The sequence below is a fragment of the Sphingomonas sp. 2SG genome, assembly GCF_005503285.1.
GTDB lineage: Bacteria > Pseudomonadota > Alphaproteobacteria > Sphingomonadales > Sphingomonadaceae > Sphingomonas > Sphingomonas taxi.
In genome coordinates, this window is record NZ_SCMZ01000023.1 from 39561 (window position 1) to 62096 (window position 22536).

The 22536-nt window shown below is 67.8% G+C and carries 24 protein-coding genes, 1 tRNA gene and 1 pseudogene; 19 read left to right on the top strand and 7 right to left on the bottom strand.

Annotated features, from left to right (window positions below):
- Position 1: 1 nt before the first annotated feature.
- From mltG to fabD, 6 genes are all read right to left on the bottom strand, one after another.
- The gene (gene mltG, locus FFS23_RS11155) at positions 2 to 970 is read right to left on the bottom strand and encodes an endolytic transglycosylase MltG (RefSeq protein WP_137898681.1); all 969 of its coding nucleotides are present in this window, start codon (positions 968 to 970) and stop codon (positions 2 to 4) included.
- Between the two features lie 4 nt (positions 971 to 974).
- Positions 975 to 2231, bottom strand: a complete 1257-nt coding sequence (gene fabF / locus FFS23_RS11160; protein WP_137898682.1) for a beta-ketoacyl-ACP synthase II — start codon at positions 2229 to 2231, stop codon at positions 975 to 977.
- Positions 2232 to 2371: 140 nt separating this feature from the next.
- The gene (locus FFS23_RS11165) at positions 2372 to 2608 is read right to left on the bottom strand and encodes an acyl carrier protein (protein ID WP_019515010.1); all 237 of its coding nucleotides are present in this window, start codon (positions 2606 to 2608) and stop codon (positions 2372 to 2374) included.
- Positions 2609 to 2725: 117 nt separating this feature from the next.
- Positions 2726 to 3466, bottom strand: coding sequence for a 3-oxoacyl-[acyl-carrier-protein] reductase (gene fabG / locus FFS23_RS11170; protein ID WP_137898683.1), 741 nt, complete (start codon positions 3464 to 3466; stop codon positions 2726 to 2728).
- 18 nt (positions 3467 to 3484) lie between these two features.
- Complete coding sequence (locus tag FFS23_RS11175) at positions 3485 to 3904, bottom strand: GxxExxY protein (protein WP_137898684.1); 420 nt, start codon at positions 3902 to 3904, stop codon at positions 3485 to 3487.
- An 84-nt stretch (positions 3905 to 3988) separates the two neighbouring features.
- Positions 3989 to 4948: an ACP S-malonyltransferase gene (fabD, locus tag FFS23_RS11180; protein WP_137898685.1), complete on the bottom strand. Its 960-nt coding sequence runs from the start codon at positions 4946 to 4948 to the stop codon at positions 3989 to 3991.
- 194 nt (positions 4949 to 5142) lie between these two features.
- Here fabD and FFS23_RS11185 point away from each other — a divergent pair, with 194 nt between their 5' ends.
- From FFS23_RS11185 to FFS23_RS11205, 5 genes are all read left to right on the top strand, one after another.
- The gene (locus FFS23_RS11185) at positions 5143 to 5505 is read left to right on the top strand and encodes an RcnB family protein (protein WP_137898686.1); all 363 of its coding nucleotides are present in this window, start codon (positions 5143 to 5145) and stop codon (positions 5503 to 5505) included.
- A 153-nt stretch (positions 5506 to 5658) separates the two neighbouring features.
- A complete protein-coding gene (gene rpsF / locus FFS23_RS11190) occupies positions 5659 to 6108 on the top strand; it encodes a 30S ribosomal protein S6 (protein WP_038660000.1) in 450 nt (149 codons plus the stop codon).
- Positions 6108 to 6332, top strand: coding sequence for a 30S ribosomal protein S18 (gene rpsR, locus FFS23_RS11195; RefSeq protein WP_007403456.1), 225 nt, complete (start codon positions 6108 to 6110; stop codon positions 6330 to 6332). The genes rpsF and rpsR overlap by 1 nt, the downstream gene beginning before the upstream one ends.
- 11 nt (positions 6333 to 6343) lie before the next feature.
- Positions 6344 to 6946 carry a 50S ribosomal protein L9 gene (gene rplI, locus FFS23_RS11200; RefSeq protein WP_038660005.1) on the top strand — a complete coding sequence of 201 codons (603 nt, stop codon included), beginning with the start codon at positions 6344 to 6346 and terminating at the stop codon, positions 6944 to 6946.
- A gap of 166 nt (positions 6947 to 7112) precedes the next feature.
- Positions 7113 to 7580 (top strand): hypothetical protein, encoded by a 468-nt coding sequence (locus FFS23_RS11205; RefSeq protein ID WP_038660008.1) that lies wholly within the window; start codon positions 7113 to 7115, stop codon positions 7578 to 7580.
- On the opposite strand, the gene mutL is transcribed toward FFS23_RS11205, so the two are convergent.
- Positions 7489 to 9333, bottom strand: a complete 1845-nt coding sequence (gene mutL, locus FFS23_RS11210; RefSeq protein ID WP_137898687.1) for a DNA mismatch repair endonuclease MutL — start codon at positions 9331 to 9333, stop codon at positions 7489 to 7491. The genes FFS23_RS11205 and mutL overlap by 92 nt on opposite strands.
- A 130-nt stretch (positions 9334 to 9463) precedes the next feature.
- Between mutL and FFS23_RS11215 the strand changes: the two genes are divergently transcribed.
- The 14 genes and pseudogenes from FFS23_RS11215 to FFS23_RS11280 all read left to right on the top strand — a co-directional run.
- Complete coding sequence (locus tag FFS23_RS11215; RefSeq protein ID WP_038660014.1) at positions 9464 to 10504, top strand: rod shape-determining protein; 1041 nt, start codon at positions 9464 to 9466, stop codon at positions 10502 to 10504.
- 42 nt (positions 10505 to 10546) lie between these two features.
- Complete coding sequence (locus FFS23_RS11220) at positions 10547 to 11458, top strand: rod shape-determining protein MreC (RefSeq protein WP_137898688.1); 912 nt, start codon at positions 10547 to 10549, stop codon at positions 11456 to 11458.
- A gap of 14 nt (positions 11459 to 11472) precedes the next feature.
- The gene (mreD, locus tag FFS23_RS11225; protein ID WP_038660022.1) at positions 11473 to 11997 is read left to right on the top strand and encodes a rod shape-determining protein MreD; all 525 of its coding nucleotides are present in this window, start codon (positions 11473 to 11475) and stop codon (positions 11995 to 11997) included.
- The gene (gene mrdA, locus FFS23_RS11230; RefSeq protein ID WP_171009457.1) at positions 11994 to 14096 is read left to right on the top strand and encodes a penicillin-binding protein 2; all 2103 of its coding nucleotides are present in this window, start codon (positions 11994 to 11996) and stop codon (positions 14094 to 14096) included. Before mreD ends, mrdA begins: the two co-directional genes overlap by 4 nt.
- Positions 14093 to 15202: a rod shape-determining protein RodA gene (gene rodA, locus FFS23_RS11235; protein WP_038660025.1), complete on the top strand. Its 1110-nt coding sequence runs from the start codon at positions 14093 to 14095 to the stop codon at positions 15200 to 15202. The genes mrdA and rodA overlap by 4 nt, the downstream gene beginning before the upstream one ends.
- A 115-nt stretch (positions 15203 to 15317) precedes the next feature.
- Positions 15318 to 15393 (top strand) — tRNA-Lys (locus FFS23_RS11240).
- Positions 15394 to 16015: 622 nt separating this feature from the next.
- Positions 16016 to 16591, top strand: coding sequence for a hypothetical protein (locus FFS23_RS11245; RefSeq protein ID WP_038660028.1), 576 nt, complete (start codon positions 16016 to 16018; stop codon positions 16589 to 16591).
- A gap of 182 nt (positions 16592 to 16773) precedes the next feature.
- Entirely contained in the window at positions 16774 to 17205 is a 432-nt protein-coding gene (locus FFS23_RS11250) for a hypothetical protein (protein WP_038660031.1), read from the top strand.
- Positions 17206 to 17215: 10 nt separating this feature from the next.
- The gene (locus FFS23_RS11255; RefSeq protein WP_081974327.1) at positions 17216 to 17746 is read left to right on the top strand and encodes a DUF421 domain-containing protein; all 531 of its coding nucleotides are present in this window, start codon (positions 17216 to 17218) and stop codon (positions 17744 to 17746) included.
- A gap of 143 nt (positions 17747 to 17889) precedes the next feature.
- Positions 17890 to 18798 (top strand): cytochrome c oxidase subunit II, encoded by a 909-nt coding sequence (coxB, locus tag FFS23_RS11260; RefSeq protein ID WP_249340638.1) that lies wholly within the window; start codon positions 17890 to 17892, stop codon positions 18796 to 18798.
- A complete protein-coding gene (gene ctaD, locus FFS23_RS11265) occupies positions 18795 to 21305 on the top strand; it encodes a cytochrome c oxidase subunit I (RefSeq protein ID WP_137898690.1) in 2511 nt (836 codons plus the stop codon). The genes coxB and ctaD overlap by 4 nt, the downstream gene beginning before the upstream one ends.
- A complete protein-coding gene (locus tag FFS23_RS11270; RefSeq protein WP_038660042.1) occupies positions 21302 to 21679 on the top strand; it encodes a hypothetical protein in 378 nt (125 codons plus the stop codon). The genes ctaD and FFS23_RS11270 overlap by 4 nt, the downstream gene beginning before the upstream one ends.
- Complete coding sequence (locus tag FFS23_RS11275) at positions 21676 to 22254, top strand: cytochrome c oxidase assembly protein (RefSeq protein ID WP_137898691.1); 579 nt, start codon at positions 21676 to 21678, stop codon at positions 22252 to 22254. Before FFS23_RS11270 ends, FFS23_RS11275 begins: the two co-directional genes overlap by 4 nt.
- Positions 22251 to 22536: pseudogene (locus FFS23_RS11280) on the top strand (c-type cytochrome); the annotation flags it as partial. The gene FFS23_RS11275 and the pseudogene FFS23_RS11280, both read left to right, overlap by 4 nt.

Sequence of the window (22536 nt, forward strand, 5' to 3'; positions counted from 1 at the left end):
GCTACATTTCGCCGCGCTGGCGCCGGATCGCATACCATTTCTGCACATTGGCGTTGTGCTGCGCCAAAGTGTCCGCGAACACGTGCCCGCCGGTGCCGTCGGCGACGAAATACAGCGCCTTCGACGATGCCGGGTCGAGCACCGCATCGATCGAGGCACGCCCGGGATTGGCGATCGGCCCGGCGGGAAGCCCCGCCTCGGCATAGGTATTATAACCGTTCTTCGCATGCAGCTCCGACCGCAGGATGCGCCGGCCGAGCGGTCGCCCCTTGGTGATCGGATAGATCACCGTCGGATCCGCCTGCAACGGCATCCCCTGCTTCAACCGGTTGCCATAGACCGCCGCCACCGTGCGCCGCTCGGCAGGCTTGCCGGTCTCCTTCTCGACGATCGAGGCGAGGATGATCGCCTGTTCGGGCGTCGTCACGGCGATCCCCGGCTTGCGCTTCGCCCAGGCGGCGGCCAGATAGTCGCGCATCGCCGTCTGCATCCGCGCCACCACGCTCGCGCGGGTATCGCCGCGCTGGAAGGCGTAGCTGTCGGGCAGGACCGATCCCTCCGCCGGCACCGGCACGTCGCCGGTGAGGCCATCCGCCTTCATTAGCGCGTCGTGGACGAGCACGGAAGGATAGCCCTCCGGCACCACCACCAGCCGCTGCAACACCTTGCCGCCCTGCAGCATCTTGAGGATATCGGCGGGGCTGGTGTGCGCCGGGATGCGATATTCGCCCGCCTTGATCGGTTCGCCCGAACCGAACACGCGGGCGAGCAGGCGGAAGCGCCCGGCCGAGCGGATCGCCCCCGCCTTCTCCAATTCGCGCGCGGCGGAGGCGAGACTGCTGCCCTCCGCGACCTGCACGGTCAGCGTCCGCGGCGCCGGACCGCTGCCACCCCAGCCCTGCACCACCAGAAACGCCGCGACGATCGCGAAGAGGCCGATCAGCAGACCGAGGCAACCGACCTTGCGCATGGAATCAGATCGCCTTCATCACCAGCGAGGCGTTGGTGCCGCCGAAACCGAACGAATTGTTGAGCACCGCGCGCACCTCGCGCTTGCGCGCGACGTGCGGCACGAGGTCGACGCCCTCCGCGCCTTCCGACGGATTGTCGAGGTTGAGCGTCGGCGGCACGATCTGGTCGCGCATCGCGAGGATGCAGAAGATGCTCTCCACCGCGCCGGCGCCGCCGAGCAGATGGCCGATCGCCGATTTGGTCGAGCTCATCGACAGGCCGCCGATCGCATCGCCGAACAGGCGCTTGACCGCGCCCAGCTCGATCATGTCGGCCATCGTCGAGGTGCCGTGCGCGTTGATATAGTCGATGTCGCTGAGCGCGAGGCCCGAGCGCTTCATCGCCATTTCCATCGAGCGGAACGCGCCCGATCCTTCGGGTTCCGGTGCGGTGACGTGATAGGCGTCGCCCGACAGGCCGTAACCGACGACCTCGCAATAGATTTTCGCGCCGCGTGCCTTGGCGTGCTCATATTCCTCGAGCACGACGACGCCCGCGCCCTCGCCCATGACGAAGCCGTCGCGGTCGCGGTCATAGGGGCGGCTGGCCTGTTCGGGCCGGTCGTTGAAGCTGGTGTTGAGCGCGCGCGCCGCGGCGAAGCCGGCGATGCCGATCGGACAGATCGTGCTTTCCGCGCCGCCCGCGAGCATCACGTCGGCATCGTCGAGCGCGATCATCCGCGCCGCGTCGCCGATCGAATGCGCGCCGGTCGAACAGGCGGTGACCACCGCATGGTTCGGCCCCATCAGCCCGTATTTGATCGAAACCTGTCCCGAAATCAGGTTGATGAGCCGGCCGTGGACGAAATGCGGGCTGACGCGCTTCGGCCCCTTTTCGGCGAGGACGAGCGATTCGCTCTCGATCCCCGGCAGGCCGCCGATGCCCGAACCGATCGAACAGCCGGTGCGGAACCGCTCCGCCTCGCTCATCTCGGTGAGGCCGGCGTCCTCGAGCGCCTGACCGGCGGCATCGATGCCATAGACGATGAACGGATCGACCTGACGCTGGACCTTGTGGTCGACGCGCTTGTCGGGGTCGAAGCCGTAAGGATGATCCGCCGGCTTGACCTCGCAGGCGATGAGGCATTTCTGGTCCGACGCGTCGAAGCGCGTGATCGGGCCGGCGCCCGACTTGCCCGCGATCAGGTTCGCCCAGGCGGTTTCGACGTCCGCGCCAAGCGGGGTCACCAGACCCAAACCGGTTACGACAACGCGCCGCATACCCTTACTCCATCCAGTCCAAACAGGTCGCCGTCCGACGGAAGCGGGCGGCTGTTACGAAAAACGGCCCCCCGCCCTCACAATCGGGGACGGGGAGCCGTTCAGATCCGGCCCTTAGCGGGCGCGGGCAAGCCGAAGGCTCAGCCCTTGTGCTCGTCGATATAGGTGATCGCGTCCTTGACGGTCGTGATCTTCTCGGCGGCATCGTCGGGGATCTCGACCCCGAACTCTTCCTCGAACGCCATGACGAGCTCGACGATGTCGAGGCTGTCGGCACCCAGGTCGTCGATGAAGCTCGCGTCCTCGGTCACCTTGTCGGCTTCGACGCCGAGATGCTCGACGACGATCTTCTTCACGCGGTCGGCGGTCTCGCTCATGGTATAGTCCCTCTTCGCTTTGGGGGGTGTTTGTCAGTTACCAAACGCCCGTAGAACGGGGCGGTTCGGGTGGCAAGCGTCTGTTAAGGTCGATCGTTGTGATCAGCCCCAACCCGCCTAGATCATGGCCATGCCGCCGTTGACGTGCAAGGTCTGGCCGGTGACATATCCGGCTTCGCGGCTGGCGAGGTACACGACGGCGGCACCGATATCCTCGCCGGTGCCGAGATCGCCGGCCGGAATCCGCCCCAGCAGCGCGGTTTTCTGCGCCTCGGGCAGCACGTCGGTCATCGCCGAGCGGATGAAGCCGGGCGCGACGCAATTGACCGTGATGTTGCGGCTGGCCAGCTCCTGCGCCAGCGCCTTCGACATGCCGACGAGGCCGGCTTTCGATGCGGCATAATTCGCCTGCCCCGGATTGCCGGTCTGTCCAACCACCGAGGTGATCGACACGACGCGGCCGAAGCGCTGCTTCATCATCGGCTTGGCGGCGGCGCGGACGAGGCGGAACGCGGCTTCCAGATTGACGCGGATCACCTGATCCCATTCGTCGTCCTTCATCCGCATCGCCAGATTGTCGCGCGTCACGCCGGCATTGTTGACGAGGATATCGAGCCGCCCGCCGAGCGCCTGCACCGCCTGCGGCACCAGCGCGTCGACCGCGGCGGCATCCGACAGGTCGCACGGCACCGCGACATGCGCGCCGCCCAGCCCGGCGCGAAACGCCTCGAGCTTCTCCGAATTGGACCCCGACACCGCCAGCGTCGCCCCCTGCCCCGCCAGCGCCTTCGCGATGGCGGAGCCGATACCGCCCGAAGCGCCGGTAACCAGCGCAGTCATGCCTGTCAGATCGAACATTTTACTCTCCAAAAACAGCTACTTTTGTTCGCGCAGAGGCGCAGAGGACGCAGAGGGCCGGTGATTGTTGACGAGGCGTCTCACACCTTCCTTGAGCGTCTCGCCACCGAAATTGATCAGCAGCCCGACAGGCTGATTGGTCAGTCGCAGGTAGGTAAGCAACTGCTTCGCGTGCACCGGCAGCAACCGCTCGACCGACTTGATTTCAACAATTAATCGGCCATCAACCAGCAAATCCATCTTGAAAGCGCCGTCTATATGAACGCCCTCAAAGTCGATGCTGACGGGCTGTTGCCGAACCACGCCATAGCCCATCTGGTTTAACCGCGCTGCGAGCACCGCTTCGTAAACGCTCTCCAGCAATCCGGGGCCCAAGTCGCGGTGCAGACGAAGTGCGACATCGACGACATCTCCGCTGATCGCATCAATGTCCCGCACGCCCTCTTCTTCCTCTGCGTTCTCTGCGCCTCTGCGCCTCTGCGCCTCTGCGCGAAAAAATCTACGCGATCCGGCCGCGCAACATCACACCTTCTTTATTAGATCCTCGATGTCGTCCATCGTCACGACGCTGGTCGCCTCGACGTCCGGGGCGATGCGCTTGACCATCGGGGCGAGGACCTTGCCGCCGAATTCGACGAAATGCGTCACCCCCGCCTCGGCCATCGTCAGCACCGATTCGCGCCAGCGCACCATGCCCGTCACCTGACGGACCAGAGCGGCGCGGATCGCGTCGGGGTCGGCGATCGGCGCGGCGTCGACGTTGGCGTAGACCGGCACCAGCGGCGCGGCGATCCGTGCATCGGCGAGCGCGGCCTCCATCGCCTCGGCGGCGGGCTGCATCAGCGGACAGTGGAACGGCGCCGACACCGGCAGCAGCAGCGCGCGCTTGGCGCCATGGTCCTTGGCCAAAGTGACCGCACGCTCGATCGCGGCGCGGTGGCCCGAGATCACCACCTGCGACGGATCATTGTCGTTGGCGACGGTGCAGACGAGGTCGCCACCCCCCTCCGCGGCGATCGCCGCGACGGCGGCGGAGGCGATCGCCTGCGCCTTGGCGAGATCGGCACCGAGCAGTGCCGCCATCGCTCCCTCGCCGACCGGCACCGCCGCCTGCATCGCCTCACCGCGCAGCCGCAGCAGCCGGGCGGTGGTGGCGAGGTCGAACGCCCCCGCCGCGCACAATGCGCCATATTCGCCGAGCGAGTGGCCCGCGACGTAGTCGGCCTTGTCGGCGAGACGGAGGCCGCCCTCGCGCTCGGCGACGCGCAGCGTGGCGATCGCATTGGCCATGATCGCCGGCTGCGCATTGGCGGTGAGCTGCAGGTCCTCGCCCGGCCCCTCGGCCATCAGCCGGAACAGATGCTGGCCGAGCGCCTCGTCGACCTCGCCGAACACCTCGCGCGCGACCGGGCTCGCCTCGGCCAGCGCCTTGCCCATGCCGACCGCCTGGCTGCCCTGGCCGGGAAAGATGAATGCCCGCATCGCGCGTCTCCTCTGAACAACAGGAGCGCGCCACTAGGACCGCGGCGGCCCTCACGCAACCTGAACGAACCTCTCGGAGTTGCGACACCTTGCGACCGTTTTCCGGGATCGGCGAGAGAGGTGTGCGACAAGTCGCCCCTATCTCTCGTGTCGACGCCGGACACGGCGCCGGTATGCAAATGGGAGTGATTACAATGAAGAAGCTGATCCTGAGCGCGATTGCCGCGACCCTCGTCGCCAGCCCGCTGGCGGTCGCCGCCGCGGACGCCGCCCCCGTGCAGCGCGAGCGCACCGTCACCACCGTCAAGGAGCGTCCGAACGGCCGCACCGTCGTCACCCAGCGCACCACCGTCCGCAACAACGCTCCGCGCGCCTGGCGCGCCGGCCAGCGTTTCGATCGCCGCTATGCGACCAACTATCGCGTCGTCCGCGACTATCGCACCTATCGTCTCGCCGCCCCGCCGCGCGGCCAGTATTGGGCGCGCTCGGGCAACGACGCGGTGCTCGTCCGCGACAACGGCACCGTCGTGCGGGTGATCCAGCGCTCGTTCCGCTAAGCGCCAAGGCTTGCCTTTTCGCCCGCAAGGCGTATGAGCATCGATATCCGGGGTGGAGAGCCAGTCTCTCCGCCCCGGTTTTTATGTTTGAGACGACAGTCGGAGGGGCGTCGCATGGGGCGGCGCCAGCGATCGGCCAACGAAGGACAAGGCATGGCTCTGTACGAGCACACGTTCCTTGCGCGCCAGGATCTGGCACAGGCGCAGGTGGACGCGCTGGCGGAAACCGCCACCAAGATCATCGAAGACAATGGCGGCAAGGTCGTCAAGACCGAGACCTGGGGCCTGCGCAGCCTCGCGTATCGCATCGCCAAGAATCGCAAGGCGCATTACGTCATGCTCGAGATCGATGCCCCCGGCACCGTGATCGCCGAGCTGGAGCGCCAGACGCAGATCAACGAAGACGTCATCCGCTACATGACCGTCAAGGTCGATGCGCTGGAAGACGGTCCGACCGTGATGATGCGCAAGCAGGAGCGCGATCGTGAGCGTCGTGGCGACCGCGAAGGCGGCCGTGATGGCGGCCCGCGCGGCGACCGTGGTGATCGTGGCGATCGTCCGGACCGTGCCCCCCGTCGTGACCGTGAAGAGGAGGCCGCATAATGGCTCGCCCGTTTTTCCGCCGCCGCAAGTCGTGCCCGTTCAGCGCCAAGGATGCGCCGCGGATTGACTATAAGGACGTCCGTCTGCTCCAGGGCTTCGTGTCCGAGCGTGGCAAGATCGTGCCGTCGCGCATCACCTCGGTGAGCGCCAAGAAGCAGCGCGAGCTCGCCCAGGCGATCAAGCGCGCCCGCCACCTGGGCCTGCTGCCCTACGTCGTTAAGTAAGGAACGGACACATGGACGTCATTCTGCTTGAGCGCGTCGAGAAGCTCGGCGCCATCGGCGACGTGGTGAAGGTCAAGGACGGGTTCGCCCGCAACTTCCTGCTGCCGAACAAGAAGGCGCTGCGCGCCAACGAAGCCAACCGCAAGGTGTTCGAGGCGAACCGCGCCCGCATCGAAAGCGACAACGCCAACCGTCGCGGCGAGGCCGAGAAGGAAGCGGGTTCGTTCAAGGACGCGAGCGTCACCCTGATCCGTCAGGCGTCGAACACCGGCCAGCTCTACGGTTCGGTCGCGGTCCGCGATCTGATCGAGGCGCTCGTCGCCGACGGCCACAAGGTCACCAAGAGCCAGGTGGTGCTGGACAAGCCGATCAAGTCGATCGGCCTGTACACCGTGCGCGTCGCGCTGCACCCCGAGGTCACCGTGACCGTCAAGGTCAACGTCGCGCGCTCGCCGGAAGAGGCCGAGATGCAGGCATCGGGCGTCGACGTGATGTCGTCGATGTTCGAGCGCGACGAAGCCGGCTTCGTCGAGGATTACGATCCCAACGCCGAGCCGGGCGCGACTGCCGAAGTGCAGGCCGACACCGCGGAGGAGGCACCGGCGCAGGGCTGAGCCCCGCGTTCGCCTGCCCGAAGACAAAGAGGCCGTCCGGAGCGATCCGGGCGGCTTTTTTCATGGCAGCGGACGCCGACGGCAGCATTCCCGGCCGAGGCGAAATGGTCAGTGCTAATCAACGCGTTAACACACGCGAAAGACCTAGACCATTATGGACTGATTCATGCCAGCCCGTTTCAGCATCGCCGTCGACCCCGTCCGGCATCTCGTCACCGTCACCTCGGCGGGGTTCTTCCTGGTGGAAGACGTCGCGGCGTTTCGCGAGTCCTATCGCGATGCGCTTGAGCTGCTGCACTGCGGTCCCAACCAGCATCTGACGCTGACCGATGCGTCGGGGATGCGTATCCAGAGCCGCGAGGTCGTCGAGGCGTTCATGGCGATGACGCGCGATCCCACGCTGCGCTCGCGCCGCATGGCGTTCGTCGTAGGCATGTCGCTGTCGCGCCAGCAGATGCGCCGCCTGCCCGAGCCGGGCCGCGAGGGCGTCGGCTATTTCTCCGAGCGCGCCGCGGCGGAAGCTTGGCTGTTCGAGGACTCGCTCACCGGCGGCCGAACAGTTTTTCAATATCGCCATGCGCCAGCTTCACCCAGGTCGGACGACCATGGTTGCATTGGCCAGAGTGCGGCGTAGCCTCCATCTCGCGGAGCAGCGCGTTCATCTCGGTCACGCCGAGCACCCGGCCGGCGCGCACCGAGCCGTGGCAGGCCATCGTCCCCGCCACCGAGTCGAGCCGCTCGCGCAGCGATAGCGCCTGATCGAAGGCGGCGAGTTCGTCGGCGAGGTCGGTGACCAGCCCGGTCGAGTCGGCCTGACCGAGCAGCGCCGGCGTCGCGCGCACCAGCATTGCGGTCGGCCCGAACCGTTCGAGGTCGAGGCCGAGTTCGGCGAGTTCGGCCGCCCGCGCCTCGAGCCGGTCGCAGGCGGGCTCCTCCAGCTCGACCACCTCGGGAAGCAGCAGCGCCTGCGAAGCGACCCGCCCGCCGGCGAGCGCGGCGCGCATCCGCTCGAGCACCAGCCGTTCGTGCGCGGCATGCTGGTCGACCAGCACCAGCCCGTCCTCCGCCTCGGCGACGATATAGGTCTTGGCGACCTGCCCGCGCGCGACCCCGAGCGGGTGCGACGCGGTCTGCGGCGGCGGCGCCCAGGCGGGTTCGGCGCGCGCGGCCGGCGGCGCGGTGAAGAAGGTCGGCCGATAGTCGCGCACACCCCCGTAAAGCCCCTCCCCGCGCAGCCCGGTGTCGAGAGCAGCGGACACCTCACCGATACCGACCGTCTCCGGCAGCCCCCAAGCTCGCCCCGCCGCGGGAGAAGCGGGGTTTTCGGGCTGCCACATCGCCAGCGCATCCGCGCTCGGCCGCTGCACGCTGCGATGCCCGGCGGCGTCCAGCGCCCGCCGCAGCCCCGACACGATCAGCCCGCGCACCATGGCGGGATCGCGAAAACGCACCTCGGTCTTGGCGGGGTGGACGTTGACGTCGACCTCGCTCGCCGGCACGTCGAGGAACAGCGCCACCACCGCATGGCGGTCGCGCGGCAGCATCTCGGCATAGGCGCCGCGGATCGCGCCCATCAGCAGCCGGTCGCGCACCGGCCGGCCGTTGACGAACAGATATTGGTGATCGGCGACGCCGCGATTGTAGGTCGGGATGCTCGCCACCCCGCCGAGCACCAGCGGCCCGGCGTCGGTCGACCGTTCGAGGTCGATCGGCACCGCATTGTCGGCGAGCGCGCGGTCGGTCAGTGCCGCGACGCGCTCCGGCCGCTCCTCCGCCTGCGTCACCGCCAGCGCGCGGCGGCCATCGTGTTCGAGCGTGAAGGCAATGTCGCAGCGGGCCATCGCCAGCCGCCGCACCGCATCGAGGCAGGCGGCATATTCCGCGCGCGGCGAGCGCAGGAACTTGCGCCGTGCCGGCACCCGGCCGAACAATGCCTCGACGATCACCCGCGTCCCCGGCGGCAACGCGGCCGGCCCCTCGCGGACCAGCGCACCATTGTCGATCGTCCGCGCCCAGCCCTCGGCCCCCGCGACTCGGCTTTCGATCGTCAGCCGCGCGACGCTGGCGATCGACGGCAGCGCCTCGCCGCGGAAGCCGAGCGTGGCGACCATTTCGAGCGCGCCCTCGTCGCCGACCAGCGAATCCGGCAGTTTGGACGTCGCGTGCCGTTCCAGTGCCAGCGCCATGTCGGCGGGGGTCATGCCGCACCCGTCGTCGGCCACCTCGATCCGCGAAAGGCCGCCCTCTGAGAGGGTTACCGCGATCCGCCGGGCACCCGCATCGATCGCATTCTCGACCAGCTCCTTCAACGCGCTGGCGGGCCTTTCCACCACTTCACCGGCGGCGATACGGTTGACGAGATGTTCAGGCAGACGGCGTATTGACACCGCGCAAGCTCTATACCAAGCGAACGCATCCCGCGAGCCCCTCCGCCAGACGTGACGAACTTCGTGACCGACACGGTCTGCGGCGGGTCTCCTGGAACTCCCGCGTCCCGCATACGGAACCTAGCGCTCGATGGCATTTCCTCGCTTCTTCAAATTCATGTCCCATGACATGGCGATCGATCTCGGCACCGCGAACACGCTGGTCTACGTCCGCGGCCGCGGCATCGTGCTCAACGAGCCGTCGGTGGTCGCGGTCGAGACGATCAACGGCGTGCGCCGGGTGAAGGCGGTCGGCGACGACGCCAAGCTGATGATGGGCAAGACGCCGGGCTCGATCGAGGCGATCCGGCCGCTGCGCGACGGCGTCATCGCCGACATCGATGTCGCGGAAGAGATGATCAAGCATTTCATCCGCAAGGTGCACGGGCCGCGCAAGTTCGCGCGCTGGCCCGAGATCGTGATCTGCGTGCCGTCGGGTTCGACCAAGGTCGAGCGCCGAGCGATCCGCGACGCCGCGTCGAACGCGGGCGCGAGCCAGGTCTATCTGATCGAGGAGCCGATGGCCGCCGCGATCGGCGCCGACATGCCCGTCACCGAGCCGATCGGCTCGATGGTCGTCGACATCGGCGGCGGCACCACCGAGGTCGCGGTGCTGTCGCTGCGCGGCCTCGCCTATACCACGTCGGTGCGCGTCGGCGGCGACAAGATGGACGAGGCGATCGTCAGCTACGTCCGCCGCAACCACAATCTGCTGATCGGCGAGGCCACCGCCGAGCGGATCAAGCAGGAGGTCGGCATCGCGCGCCCGCCCGCCGACGGCATCGGCAAGATCATCTTCGTCAAGGGCCGCGACCTCGTCAACGGCGTGCCCAAGGAGATCCAGATCAACCAGGGCCAGATCGCCGAGGCGCTAAGCGAGCCGGTCGCGACGATCGTCGAGGGCGTCCGCGTCGCGCTCGAGAATACCGCACCCGAACTCGCCGCCGACATCGTCGACCAGGGCATCGTGCTCACCGGCGGCGGGGCGCTGCTCGAGGGGCTGGACGAGGTGCTGCGCGACGAGACCGGCCTGCCGGTGACCGTCGCTGAGGACCCGCTGACCTGCGTCGCGCTCGGCACCGGTCGCGCGCTCGAGGATCCGATGTTCCGCGGCGTGCTGCAGACCGGCTAAGCCGCGGACGTTCTTTCACACGAGACGGGGGGACATCGGCGCATGGCGCCTGCCCGCGACCGTCGCACGGGTTTCTCGCGGCGACGGCAGTATAGTACGTTCTTCGGCTACGTGCTCGCAGTGGCGGGCGCGGTGGTCGGTGCCGCGCTGCTCGCCGCCTCCATCTTCAATCCGCCCGCGTTCAGCGCGGCGCGGATGGCGGTGGCGAGCGTCACCGCGCCCGTCGCCAGCGTGCTCGACGCCGGCGTCGACGCGGTGGCGTCGGTGCCGGAGGCGATCGGCACCTGGTTCCACGTCCATGGCGAGAATGCCACGCTGCGCGCCGAGGCCAAGCGCCATCGCGCGCTGCTCACCAAGGCGCGGGTCATCGCCTATGACAACCGCCGCCTGCGCGCGCTGCTCAAGGTACGCGACCGCACGCCCGAACCGGTCGTCGCGGCGCGGCTCGTCGCCTCGACCGCATCGAGCGGCCGGCGCTTCGCCTTGCTCGACGCCGGGCGGGTGCAGGGCGTCACCCCGGGCATGCCCGTCCGCGGTCCCGAAGGGCTGGTCGGCCGCGTGCTTGAAGCCGGGCCGTTCGCCGCGCGTGTGCTGCTGATCACCGATCCCGACAGCCTGGTGCCGGTACGCCGCACCCGCGACGGCATGCCGGCGATCGCCGCCGGCCGCGGCGACGGCCGCGTCGACATCCGCTCGGTCAACGCCGCCAACGTCCGCTTCGCGGCCGGCGACATGTTCGTCACCTCGGGCACTGGCGGCCTCTACGCGCCGGGCGTACCCGTCGCGCAGGTCGAGGCGTCGGGGTCGGACAGCGTCCTCGCCATTCCGTTCGCCGCGCCGGATTCGCTCGATTTCGCGTTGGTCGAGCGCCCGTTCATGCCGCTGCCGCCGCCCCCGCCGCCGCGTGCCGCCGCCCCTCCCGCGACGCCGTCCGCGCCCGCGCCAGCCCGTTGAGCGGGGTGACTCCCATGTCCCGCTCCACGATCGACTATCGGCCCTTCGAACCGCCGCTGCCGCCCGGCCGGGCGCGGGCGGTGCCGTGGATGAGCGTCCTCGGCGGCTCCGCGCTCACCGCGGTGCTGCCGGTCGTCGCCAGCCTCGCGCTGGTGCCGCCGCTGGGGCTGCTGATGCTGCTGACCTGGCGGCTGCTCGCGCGCTTCGCGCTGCGCCCCTGGGCGGCGGCGCCGCTCGGCCTGTTCGACGATCTCGTCAGCGGTCAGCCGCTCGGTTCGGCGGTTCTGCTCTGGTCGCTCTGCTTCATCGCCATCGATCTCATCGAGCAGCGACTGGTGTTCCGCGACTTCTGGCAGGACTGGCTGATCGCCAGCGGCGCGCTCGCCTTCTGCCTCACCGTCGGGCGCTGGATCGCGCTTCCGCTCGGCGCGCACGTCGATCCCGTGCTATTGGCGCAGATCATGATCGCGGTGATGCTCTTCCCCCTCTCGGTCCGCTTCGTCGCCTGGATCGACCGCAAGCGTGGACCGGCCGCATGATCCGCCGCTCGCCCCGCATCGTCACCGAGGCGATGCAGACGTACAGCTTCTCGCGCCGCGCTTGGCTGCTCGGCACCGCACAGGCGGGGGTCGGCGTGCTGCTCGCCGCGCGGATGGGCTGGCTCGCGATCGCGCAGAACGAGAAATACAATCTCCTCGCCGAGAGCAACCGCGTCAATCTGACGATGATCCCGCCGCGCCGCGGCTGGATCATCGACCGCCACGGCGCGCCGATCGCCAACAACCGCACCGACTTCCGGATCGACATCATCCCCGACCGCCTCGAAGGGGGCGACGCCGGTCGCGACCGCGTGCTCGGGCTGCTCGCGCGGCTGCTCGATCTGACCCCGGACGACGTCGAGCGGATCAGGATCGACCTCAAGGGCGCGGCCGGCTTCCAGCCCGTCCAGGTCGCCGAGAACATCAGCTGGGACCGGTTCGCCGCGATCAGCCTGCGCCAGCCCGAATTGCCCGGCGTCGCGCCGACCCGCGGCTTCGCGCGCGCCTATCCCGCCGGTGCCGCGGTCGCGCATCTCACCGGCTATGTCGGCGCCGCCAACGCCGAACAGTTCAAGAAGACGCGCGACCCGCTGCTCGTCACCCCCGGCTTCAAGCTCGGCAAGGACGGGCTGGAAAAGCAGCTCGAGACGCAATTGCGCGGCACCCCCGGCGCCAAGCGCGTCGAGGTCACCGCGCGCGGCAAGGTCGTCGCCGAATTGCCGACCCGCGCCGACGTACCGGGCAAGACGCAGCGGCTGACGATCGATGCCGGCTTGCAGGAATATGCCGCGCGCCGTCTCGGCACCAATTCGGGCTCGACGGTGGTGATGGACTGCCGCACCGGCGAGATGCTGGCGATGGTGTCGATGCCCGCCTACGACCCCAACAGCTTCTCGGACGGCATCAGCCATCTCGAATGGAAGATGCTGTCCGACGACGACCACGTGCCGCTGATGAACAAGGTGACGCAGGGTCTGTATCCACCGGGGTCGACGGTGAAGCCGATGAACGGCCTCGCCTTGCTCGCCGCGGGCGTCGGCGCGCACGACCGCATCGTCTGCTCGGGGGCGCTCCGCGTCGGCACCGGCATCTTCCATTGCCATAAGAAGGGCGGCCACGGCCCGCTCGACCTCAAGGGCGCGATCGAGCAGAGCTGCGACATCTATTTCTACGAGATGATCCGCCGGCTCGGCTATGACAAGATCGCACCCATCGCCCGGCTGGTCGGGCTCGGCCAGAAGTTCGATCTGCCGATCGCCACGCAGCGCTATGGCACGGTGCCGGACTCCGAGTGGAAGCTGCGCAAGTACAAGCACAATTGGACCGTCGCCGACGGTCTCAACGCGTCGATCGGCCAGGGCTATGTGCTCGCCAACCCGCTCCAGCTCGCGGTGATGGCGGCGCGCATCGCGTCCGGGCGGACGTTGCAGCCGAGCCTGCTCGCCGACCACGTCCACTTCGACGCCCCCGCCCTGCCCGTCGCCTCGGAGCATCTCGCGATCGTCCGCGATGCGATGTACGGCGTGATCAATCAGGGTGGCACCGGTGCCGCCGCGCGGATGCTGGTGCCCGGCGTCGCCATCGCCGGCAAGACCGGCACCGCGCAGGTCCGCCGCATCACCATGGCGGAACGGCGCAGCACCGGCGTGATCAAGAACGGCCAATTGCCCTTCAAGATGCGCGACCACGCGCTGTTCGTCGGCTTCGCCCCCGCCGACAACCCGCGCTACGCGATCGCGGTGGTGCTCGAACACAACGGCCACACCGTCCGCAACCTCGACACGCCGATGATCGGCCGCGACATCATGACCTATCTGTTCGATCGCGACCGCGCGATGAAGAGCCTCGCCGACGTCGAGCCGACCTGGGGCGGCGACATCGGCACGCGCATGGCGGCGCAGGCCGCCGCCTATCGCGCCGCACAATCGCCGCCGCCCGCCGCCAACGCCACCAAGACCGACGCGACCGTACCGAGCGATTCCGATGCGGTGGAGGCGGCGACCGATCTCGCCAACCAGACCCAGGCGGCGCTCGCCACCCCCGGTCCGGTCGGCAACACCGTCGCCGAAGACGGCACGACCGAACGAAGCGAACCATGACCCGCAGCCGTATCGTCCCCGATCCCATCGCCCGCCAGCCGTGGCGCGTCATCCTGCTGGTGGTGGCGATCGGTGCGTTCGGCCAGATCGTGCTCTATTCCGCCGCCGGCGGCTCGCTCCAGCCCTGGGCGCTGTCGCAGGGCATTCGCTTCTTCGTGCTGCTCGGCGCGGCGCTCGGCATCTCCTATGTCCCCGAGCGGATCTGGAAGGCGTCGGCGCTGCCCGCCTATGTCGTGATCGTCGTTGCGCTGGTGCTGGTCGAGCTGGTCGGCGCGGTGCGCGGCGGCAGCCAGCGCTGGCTCGACGTCGGCATCAAGCTGCAACCCTCCGAATTCATGAAGCCGGTGATCGTGCTCGCCTGCGCGCGCTTCTACGACATGCTGCCGCCCAACGAGACGCGGCGGTTCGGCGCGATCTGGCCCGCCGCGCTGCTGGTCGGCATCCCCGCCGCGCTGATCGCCAAACAGCCCGATCTCGGCACCGCCTTGATGGTCTGCGGCGGCGGCGTCGTCGTCATGTTCCTGGCGGGCGTACCGATGCGGCTGTTCATCGGCGGCGCCTTGGCCCTGGCGGTCGCCGCGCCGATCGCCTTCAACTACGTGCTGCACGATTATCAGCGCAACCGCGTGCTGATCTTCCTCGACCCCGAGAGCGACCCGCTGCGCACCGGCTATCACATCAGCCAGTCGAAGATCGCGATCGGGTCTGGCGGGATCTGGGGCAAGGGCTTCCTCAACGGCACGCAGAGCCATCTCGATTATCTCCCCGAAGGCCACACCGACTTCGTCTTCGCGACGATGGCGGAGGAATGGGGGCTGGTCGGCGGCTGCCTGCTGATCCTCGCCTTCATCCTGGTGGTGCGCTGGGGGGTCAACGTCGGCCAGCACGCCACCACCCGCTTCGCACGCCTCACGGCTGCCGGGCTGGCGACGACGATCTTCTTCTACGTCGCAATCAATCTCGCGATGGTGATGGGCCTCGCGCCGGTGGTCGGCATCCCCCTGCCCCTCGTCAGTTTCGGCAGTTCCGCGCAGATGACCGTCCTGCTTTGTATCGGCGTTCTGATGTCGATCGACCGCCAAAACCGCCGTGCGGTGCGCTGGTGAGACAAAAAATGCCGCAGGTGCAAAAAAGGGTTTGCAACCTGCGGCACGACTGCTAATTGGCCGCCTCCCGACGGGGCCGGCGCCTCTCCAAAGCGCCAACAACAGGCCAGGTCATGGACGCATAGCTCAGTTGGTAGAGCAGCTGACTCTTAATCAGCGGGTCCTTGGTTCGAGCCCAAGTGCGTCCACCACCCCTTCCGCCGCAAATAACCGAAGTTTTCGACAGCGGCTGAGGCATGTCTATTCGACATGTTCCGATACGATTTCCGACAAATCTTCCCGATTTTGATGACGTGCGCGCGGCGCGCCGCGGCATTTTGTAAGCGTTGTCAGCGGTCGCCTTGCGGCCGATCCACGTGACGTCGAGCGTTGCGTCACTGGAGATCGGTAACACATCGGCGCTTACCGACCGGACCTTCGCGATCCTGCCGTGACGGAAGCCGGCGACGGTCATCTTCTTCGGCAGCCCTGCCTTGAAGCAGATCGCGCGGCGCATCGACTGGATGCAGAGCTTTTCATATCCTTGCCGCTACGCTCCTCCACGACAATGACGGCGGCGAGGCGCGACGTGCGCGCGAGCTTGTCCCCGACTGCTTCTGTCGGTTATTCTCTGATCCAGCGAGGTATGACACCCGAACTTAAGCGACCAACGGTAAGGGCCAGCAATAGTATCCTTGAAGTGCCTTTCAAGAGGCTGTTGCCGCATTGCAACACGCTCTCCGTGCCGTTTGCGGCGGTCGGATACGCATCGAAGGACGGCGGTTTCATCACCTGACAGGCTGTGTTTCGCCTGCCGCTTACAAGGTGATTGATATGAAGAAGCTGCTTCTCGCAGCGGCCAGTGCCGCGTTCCTGATCCCCGCCGCAGCCTTTGCCCAGGACACGACGTCCGACGGTTCGCGCGCCTTCGGGATCGATCCGTATGTCGGCGTGACCGGCGTGTACGAAGGTTTCGAGAGCAACCCGGGCCACGGCATTCCCTTCTCGGCGCCCGGCGATCGCCTGAAGGGCGGCCTCGTCGAAGGCGTCGCGGGCGTGAACGTGCCGCTCGGTTCCTTCTTCGTCGGTGTCGAAGGCAATGCCGCCAAAGGCTTCAGCGGCGACATCGACTGGGAATATGGCGTCCACGGCCGCGCCGGCGTGCGTGCAGGTGAAACCGGGCTGGTCTATGGCAAGGTCGGCTATCGCTGGGTGAACTTCGATCGCTACGGCAACAACAGCCCCGACTTCGGCCGCATCTCCTACGGCGTCGGCGGCGAGTTCGGGCCCAAGGCGATCGGGCTCGACGGTCTCGTGAAGAAGGAGGGCGTGCGCTTCCGCGCCGAAGTCGCCACGACCGGGAATTTCGAGACGGTCCGCCCCTCGTTGGGGATCATCGGCCACTTCTGATCCGTTTCAGACTGTTGCCTCACGGAGCCCCGGACCATGTGTCCGGGGCTCTTCGTGTCTCAGCATCCCAGCGACGTATCGCCTTCATATTGCGTGATAATTTTGAGCCCGCAGGGGCCGATGTCGCCGATGGACTGTTGAGGCCCCGCGCGTGATCTCGTCCGCCGCGCTGGAGCCAGGATATGTCGCTGAAAGATATCGTTGATAACACGGCCGCCGCGGTCGGTTCCGTTGCCGCGGCCGCCGCTGATCCGGTCGACGCCAAGGCGGAGCGATCGGCGTTGCTCACCGATCTGCGTCAGGCGCGAACCGCGTTTGACACGAACCCGTCCGCACCGGCCGGCGGGCGGTGGCTCGCCGCCGACGGCGCCGGACGCGTGGCGTTCACGCCGATGCGTCCCGACGGCCAGCCTATGGTCATCGGCGGGCAGTCGGTCACGTTCTGGCAGGCCGAAGCGCTTCCGGCGATGCTCGATGCGTTCGAAGCTGCGATCAACGCCGGCGAACTCGACCCGCAGCTGACCGGATCGACCCCGGCGGGACATTCGCTCCCGTTGGAGCGGCTCGCGAACACATCGCCCCAGCGTCCGACGCCGGATACGGCAACATATTGAAATAGAGCCTATGCGCTGCTCGGCGCGTTCACTCGACCGAGAGGTGCGCATGCCCGACTGGTCGTCGATGTTCAAACCCGAGCTGTCGCTATGGGAGGTGATCGCGCGCGGCACGATCATGTACCTCTTCCTGTTCCTGGTGATGCGCTTCCTGCTGAAGCGGGAGGGCGGACAGGTCAATATCGCCGACATCCTGGTCGTCGTGGCGGTCGTCGATGGCGCGCAGCCGGCATTCAGCGGCGACGCGCAGTCGATCACCGAGAGCGCCGTCTTCGTTCTGACGATCCTGTTCTGGAGCTGGGTCCTCAATTGGGCAAGCTACCACTTCAAGCCGCTCGCCTTCCTCACCGCCGCTCCCCCGATGGTGCTGGTCGAGGACGGGAAACTCAATCGTGCCAACATGCGCAAGGCCTTGATGAACCGAGAGGAGCTGATGCAGCAGCTGCGGGAAGAGGGCGTCGAGGATCTCGAGCTTGTCCATCACGTCATCATGGAAGGCGATGGCGAGATCAGCGTGATCAAGAAGGACGATGCGGCGTAACGAAATGAAGGCCCATCCGGACCGAGCAATCTTTCCTTACGATATCTGAACGAACCGAAACGGACCTGCCGCGTTGAGCGCGCATGCGGGGGGTAAAGTCAGGAGCTGCGATCGCCACGGCGATCGCGCTGGCCGGATGCAACATGCATCAATCGACGTTGGCGCCATTCGGTGCCGACGCCGTCGACATACGGCGGCTGTTCCTGTTGATGCTGGTCGGCGCCGTCGTCATCGCGACGGGTCTCGCGGTCCTGATGCGCCATGCGGTGCGGGCGCGGGAAGGCGCGCTGACGCATCAAAAAGGGATGCGCGTCGTCCTCTGGCTCGGCGGGGTGATCCCGGCCGTCGTGCTGCTCGGCCTGCTGGTCTATTCGCTGCCTTATATGAAACCACGCCCGGTCGGCCCCGCCGACATGCGGATCGCGGTCGAAGGCGAGCAATTCTGGTGGCGCGTCACCTATCGCCCGCCCGGTGGCGGCGCGGTGGAGACCGCGAACGAGGTGCGCATCCCCGTCGGCCGCACCGTCGCTTTCCGCCTCACCGCCGCCGACGTCGTCCACAGCTTCTGGATTCCGGGGCTCGGCGGCAAGATGGACATGATCCCCGGCCGCACCAACACGCTCGTCGTCCGTGCCGACAAGGCCGGGCGCTATCGCGGCCAGTGCGCCGAATTCTGCGGGCTCAGCCACGCGCTGATGGCGCTCGACGTCGTCGCGATGGAGCCCGCGGCGTTCGACGCCTGGCTCGCCGCGCAGCGCCGCCCGGCGACCCCCGCCGCCGCCGATCCCGGCGCGCGGCTGTTCGCCGCCAACGGCTGCGCCGCGTGCCACGTCGTCGGCCGCAGCAGCGCGCGCGGTATCGGTCCCGACCTCACGCATTTCGGCGCGCGCGAGACGCTCGCCGCGGGCATCCTGCCGATGACGACCGCCAATGTCGCGCGCTTCATCCGCCATCCCGAAGCCACCAAGCCCGGCGTGCGCATGCCCGCCTTCCCGCAACTCCCGCACGGTGAGGCCACCGCCATCGCCCGCTATCTCCAGGGCCTGAAATGAGCCTCCACGCGCAAGACGATCCGCAGCTCCGCGCGGCCCAGGAAGAGCGGCTGCGTGCGGTGTGGAAGCCGCCCTCGGGCTGGTTCTTCCGCTGGACCGACGTCAACAACAACCGCATCGGCGTCTGGTACACGCTGACCGCCTTCGGCTTCATGCTGTTCGCCGGCGTGCTCGCGCTCGTCATGCGCACGCAGCTGGCGGTGCCGGACAACGATCTCGTCTCGGCGAACACGTTCAACCAGCTGTTCACGCTGCACGGCTCGATGATGATGTTCCTGTTCGCCGTGCCGATGTTCGAGGCGGTGTCGATCATCCTGCTGCCGCAGCTGCTCGGCGCGCGCGACCTGCCCTTCCCGCGCCTGTCGGCGTTCGGCTATTGGAGCTTCCTGCTCGGCGGCGTCTTCGTCGGCGGATCGATCTTCTTCAACGCCGCGCCCGACGGCGGCTGGTTCATGTACCCGCCGCTGACCACGCGGACCGATCTCAGCGGGCTCGGCGCCGACATCTGGATGCTCGGCCTCAGCTTCATCGAGGTGTCGTCGGTCGCCGCCGCGGTCGAACTGATCGTCGGCGTGCTCAAATGCCGCCCGCCGGGCATGCGCCTCAACCTGATGCCGCTCTACGCCTGGTATATCCTCGTCGTCGCGGTGATGATCCTGTTCGCCTTCCCGCCGCTGATCGCGGGCGACCTGCTGTTCGAGATGGAGCGGCTGCTCGGCTGGCCGTTCTTCGACGCGGCCAAGGGCGGCGATCCGTTGCTGTGGCAACACCTGTTCTGGATCTTCGGCCACCCGGAGGTCTATATCGTCTTCCTGCCGTCGATCGCCCTGTTTGCGATGATGATCCCCACCTTCGCGCAGCGTCACCTGCTCGGCTATCCGTGGATCGTGCTCGCGGCGGTCGGCACCGCCTTCCTGTCGTTCGGCCTGTGGGTCCACCATATGTTCGCGACCGGCCTGCCCAAGATCAGCCTCGCCTTCTTCTCCGCCGCGTCGGAAGCGGTGGCGATCCCCACCGGCGTGCAGATCTTCGCCTTCATCGCGACGCTCTGGGCGGGCAAGGTCAAATGGTCGGTGCCTTTGCTCTATGCGAGCGGCAGCCTCGCGGTGTTCGTGATCGGCGGACTGACCGGCGTGATGGTCGCGATCGCACCGTTCGACTGGCAGGCGCACGACACCTATTTCATCGTCGCGCACCTGCATTACGTGCTGATCGGCGGCACGCTGCTGCCGCTGTTCGGCGGCCTCTATTATTACTGGCCGCTCATCACCGGCAAGAAACTCAGCGACCGGCTCGGCCGCATCGCCTTCTGGATCATGTTCGTCGGCGTGAACCTGTCCTTCTTCCCGATGCACCTGTCGGGGCTGGAGGGGATGCCGCGGCGCGTCTTCACCTATCCTGCCGACCTCAACATCGGCTGGCTCAACCTCGCCTCGACCGCGGGCGCCTATCTGTTCGCCACCGGTGTGCTGGTGCTGGTGGTCGACCTCGCGCTGTCGCCGACGCGGCAGAAGGCGCCGCGCAACCCGTGGAACGCGGGCACGCTCGAATGGCTCGCGCATCCCGACGACGAGGATTGGGGCATTCGCTCGGTGCCGCTGATCGAGAGCCGCTATCCGATCTGGGACCAGAAGGATTTCGTCGCCAAGGTCGACGAAGGCCGATTCTTCCTCCCCGACGCCGAAGAGGGCCGGCGTGAGACGATCATCACCTCGGTGCTCGACGCCAGGCCGGTCTCGGTGATCCGCCTCGGCACGCCGAGCGTCAAGCCGATGATGACCGCGGTCGCGCTCGGCGCGGTGTTCATCCTGACCACCTATCACCTGTATCTGCTGTCGGCGCTCAGCGGCGTCGTCACGCTCGCCTGCGTTTTGTGGTGGCTGTGGGACACCGCCGAAATCCCCGAAAAGCCCGAAAAGCCGATCGGCCACGGCATCGTCCTGCCGCTGTATATCTCCGGGCCTGCCGCGCCGGGCTGGTGGGCGATGTTCATCACGATGATGGCCGACGCCACCGCCTTTTCCGGCCTCGTCTTCGGCTATTATTTCTACTGGACGATCCATCCCGATTTCGGCGCCGGCTTCGACGGACCGGGGGCCTATTGGCCGATCGTCACGCTGCTGCTGTCGCTGGCGAGCTGGGCGGCGACCGTCGCCGCACGCGGCATCCACGCACGCGGCGCGGTGCTGCCGGCACGGGCGTTGCTCGTCGCCGGGGCGGTGGCGGCGATCGCCAGCTTGACCACCGGCCTGCGCTGCCTCGACGGGCTCGATCCGAAAGCGAACGTCTATCCGGCGATCGTCTGGGTGCTGGTGATCTGGACGCTCGTCCACGCCGCGATCGGCGCGATCATGCAGGCCTATACGCTCGCGCGCAGCCTCGCCGGGCGGATGACGCCGACGTATGACGCCGATCTGCGCAACATTACCGTCTACCAGCATTTCTTCGCGCTCACCGCGCTCGTCGCCTATCTGACGATCGGCCTGTTCCCGGAGGCGGGGCTGTGAGGCGCTGGCTGCGGCGTGCGCGCCGGCTCAACGTCACGCTGTGGACGCTGATCGTCCCGCCGACGACCTGGGCGGTGCATTTCCTCTTCTCCTACCTCTGGGCGGCGGTGTCCTGCGCCAAGCTCGGGATGTGGGCGCGTTTTCCGACGGCCTTTGCGATCGGCACGCTGGTGGCGCTGCTGGTGATCGCCGCGGCGGGCGTGATCGCCTGGCAGCAGGCACGCACCCCCGGAGCGCCCGCACCGCATGACGAGGGCACCGACAGCGACCGGCTGCGCTTCCTCGCATATTCGACGCTGCTGCTGTCCGCGCTGAGCTTCGTCGCAGTGGTGTTCACCGCGATGCCGGTTATCGTGCTGAGCGACTGCCGGTGAGGCGCGCCAGCCTCGCCGCCGGCCTCGCGCTGCTGCCGCTCGGCTGGGTGCTGAGCAGCCGGGGCATGACCGGCCATATGGCGGCGCATATGATCGCCGTCGCGATCGCCGCGCCGCTCGTCGCGATCGGCGTACAGCATGGCCGCTGGGACCCGGCGACGCGCTGGCCGCGGCTCGCCGCACCGCTGCCTGCCGCGCTGATCGAGGCGGTGATCGTCTGGGGCTGGCATGTCCCCGCGCTGCGCCGCCTCGCTGATCACCAGCCGGCATGGCTGATCCTCGAACAGGCGAGCTTCCTCGCCGCCGGGCTGCTGCTCTGGTCGGCGGTGCTCGCGCCCCGCCATCGTGCCGCCGGCGTCGGGGCGCTGCTCGTCACCTCGATGCACATGACGCTGCTCGGCGCGCTGATCGGCCTCGCGCCCCGCCCCCTCTACACCCACCACGGCGTCGATGCGCTGATCGACCAGCAGATCGCCGGCGTCGTCATGCTGCTCGTCGGCGGCGTCGCCTATCTGCTCGGCGGGCTGGCGATGCTCGGCCGGCTGCTCCAGACCCGCAACGAGGCCATCGCATGACGATCCGCATCACTTGGGCGCGCGCGGTCGCGACGCTGGTCGGCCTCGCCGTCGCCGGGCTGCTCTTCGCCTGGTCGGGCGTGTTCAACATCGCCGCATCGAGCGGCCACTGGCCGATCACCGACTGGTTCCTGCACTGGACGATGCGCAATTCGGTGCGCACCCACGCCGCCTTCACCAGCCCCGACGATCCCGCCGACCGCAGCGGCCTCGTCAGCGCCGCCGGCCATTTCGCCAATGCCTGTGCGGTCTGTCACGGCGCCCCCGGCATCAAGCCCGCCC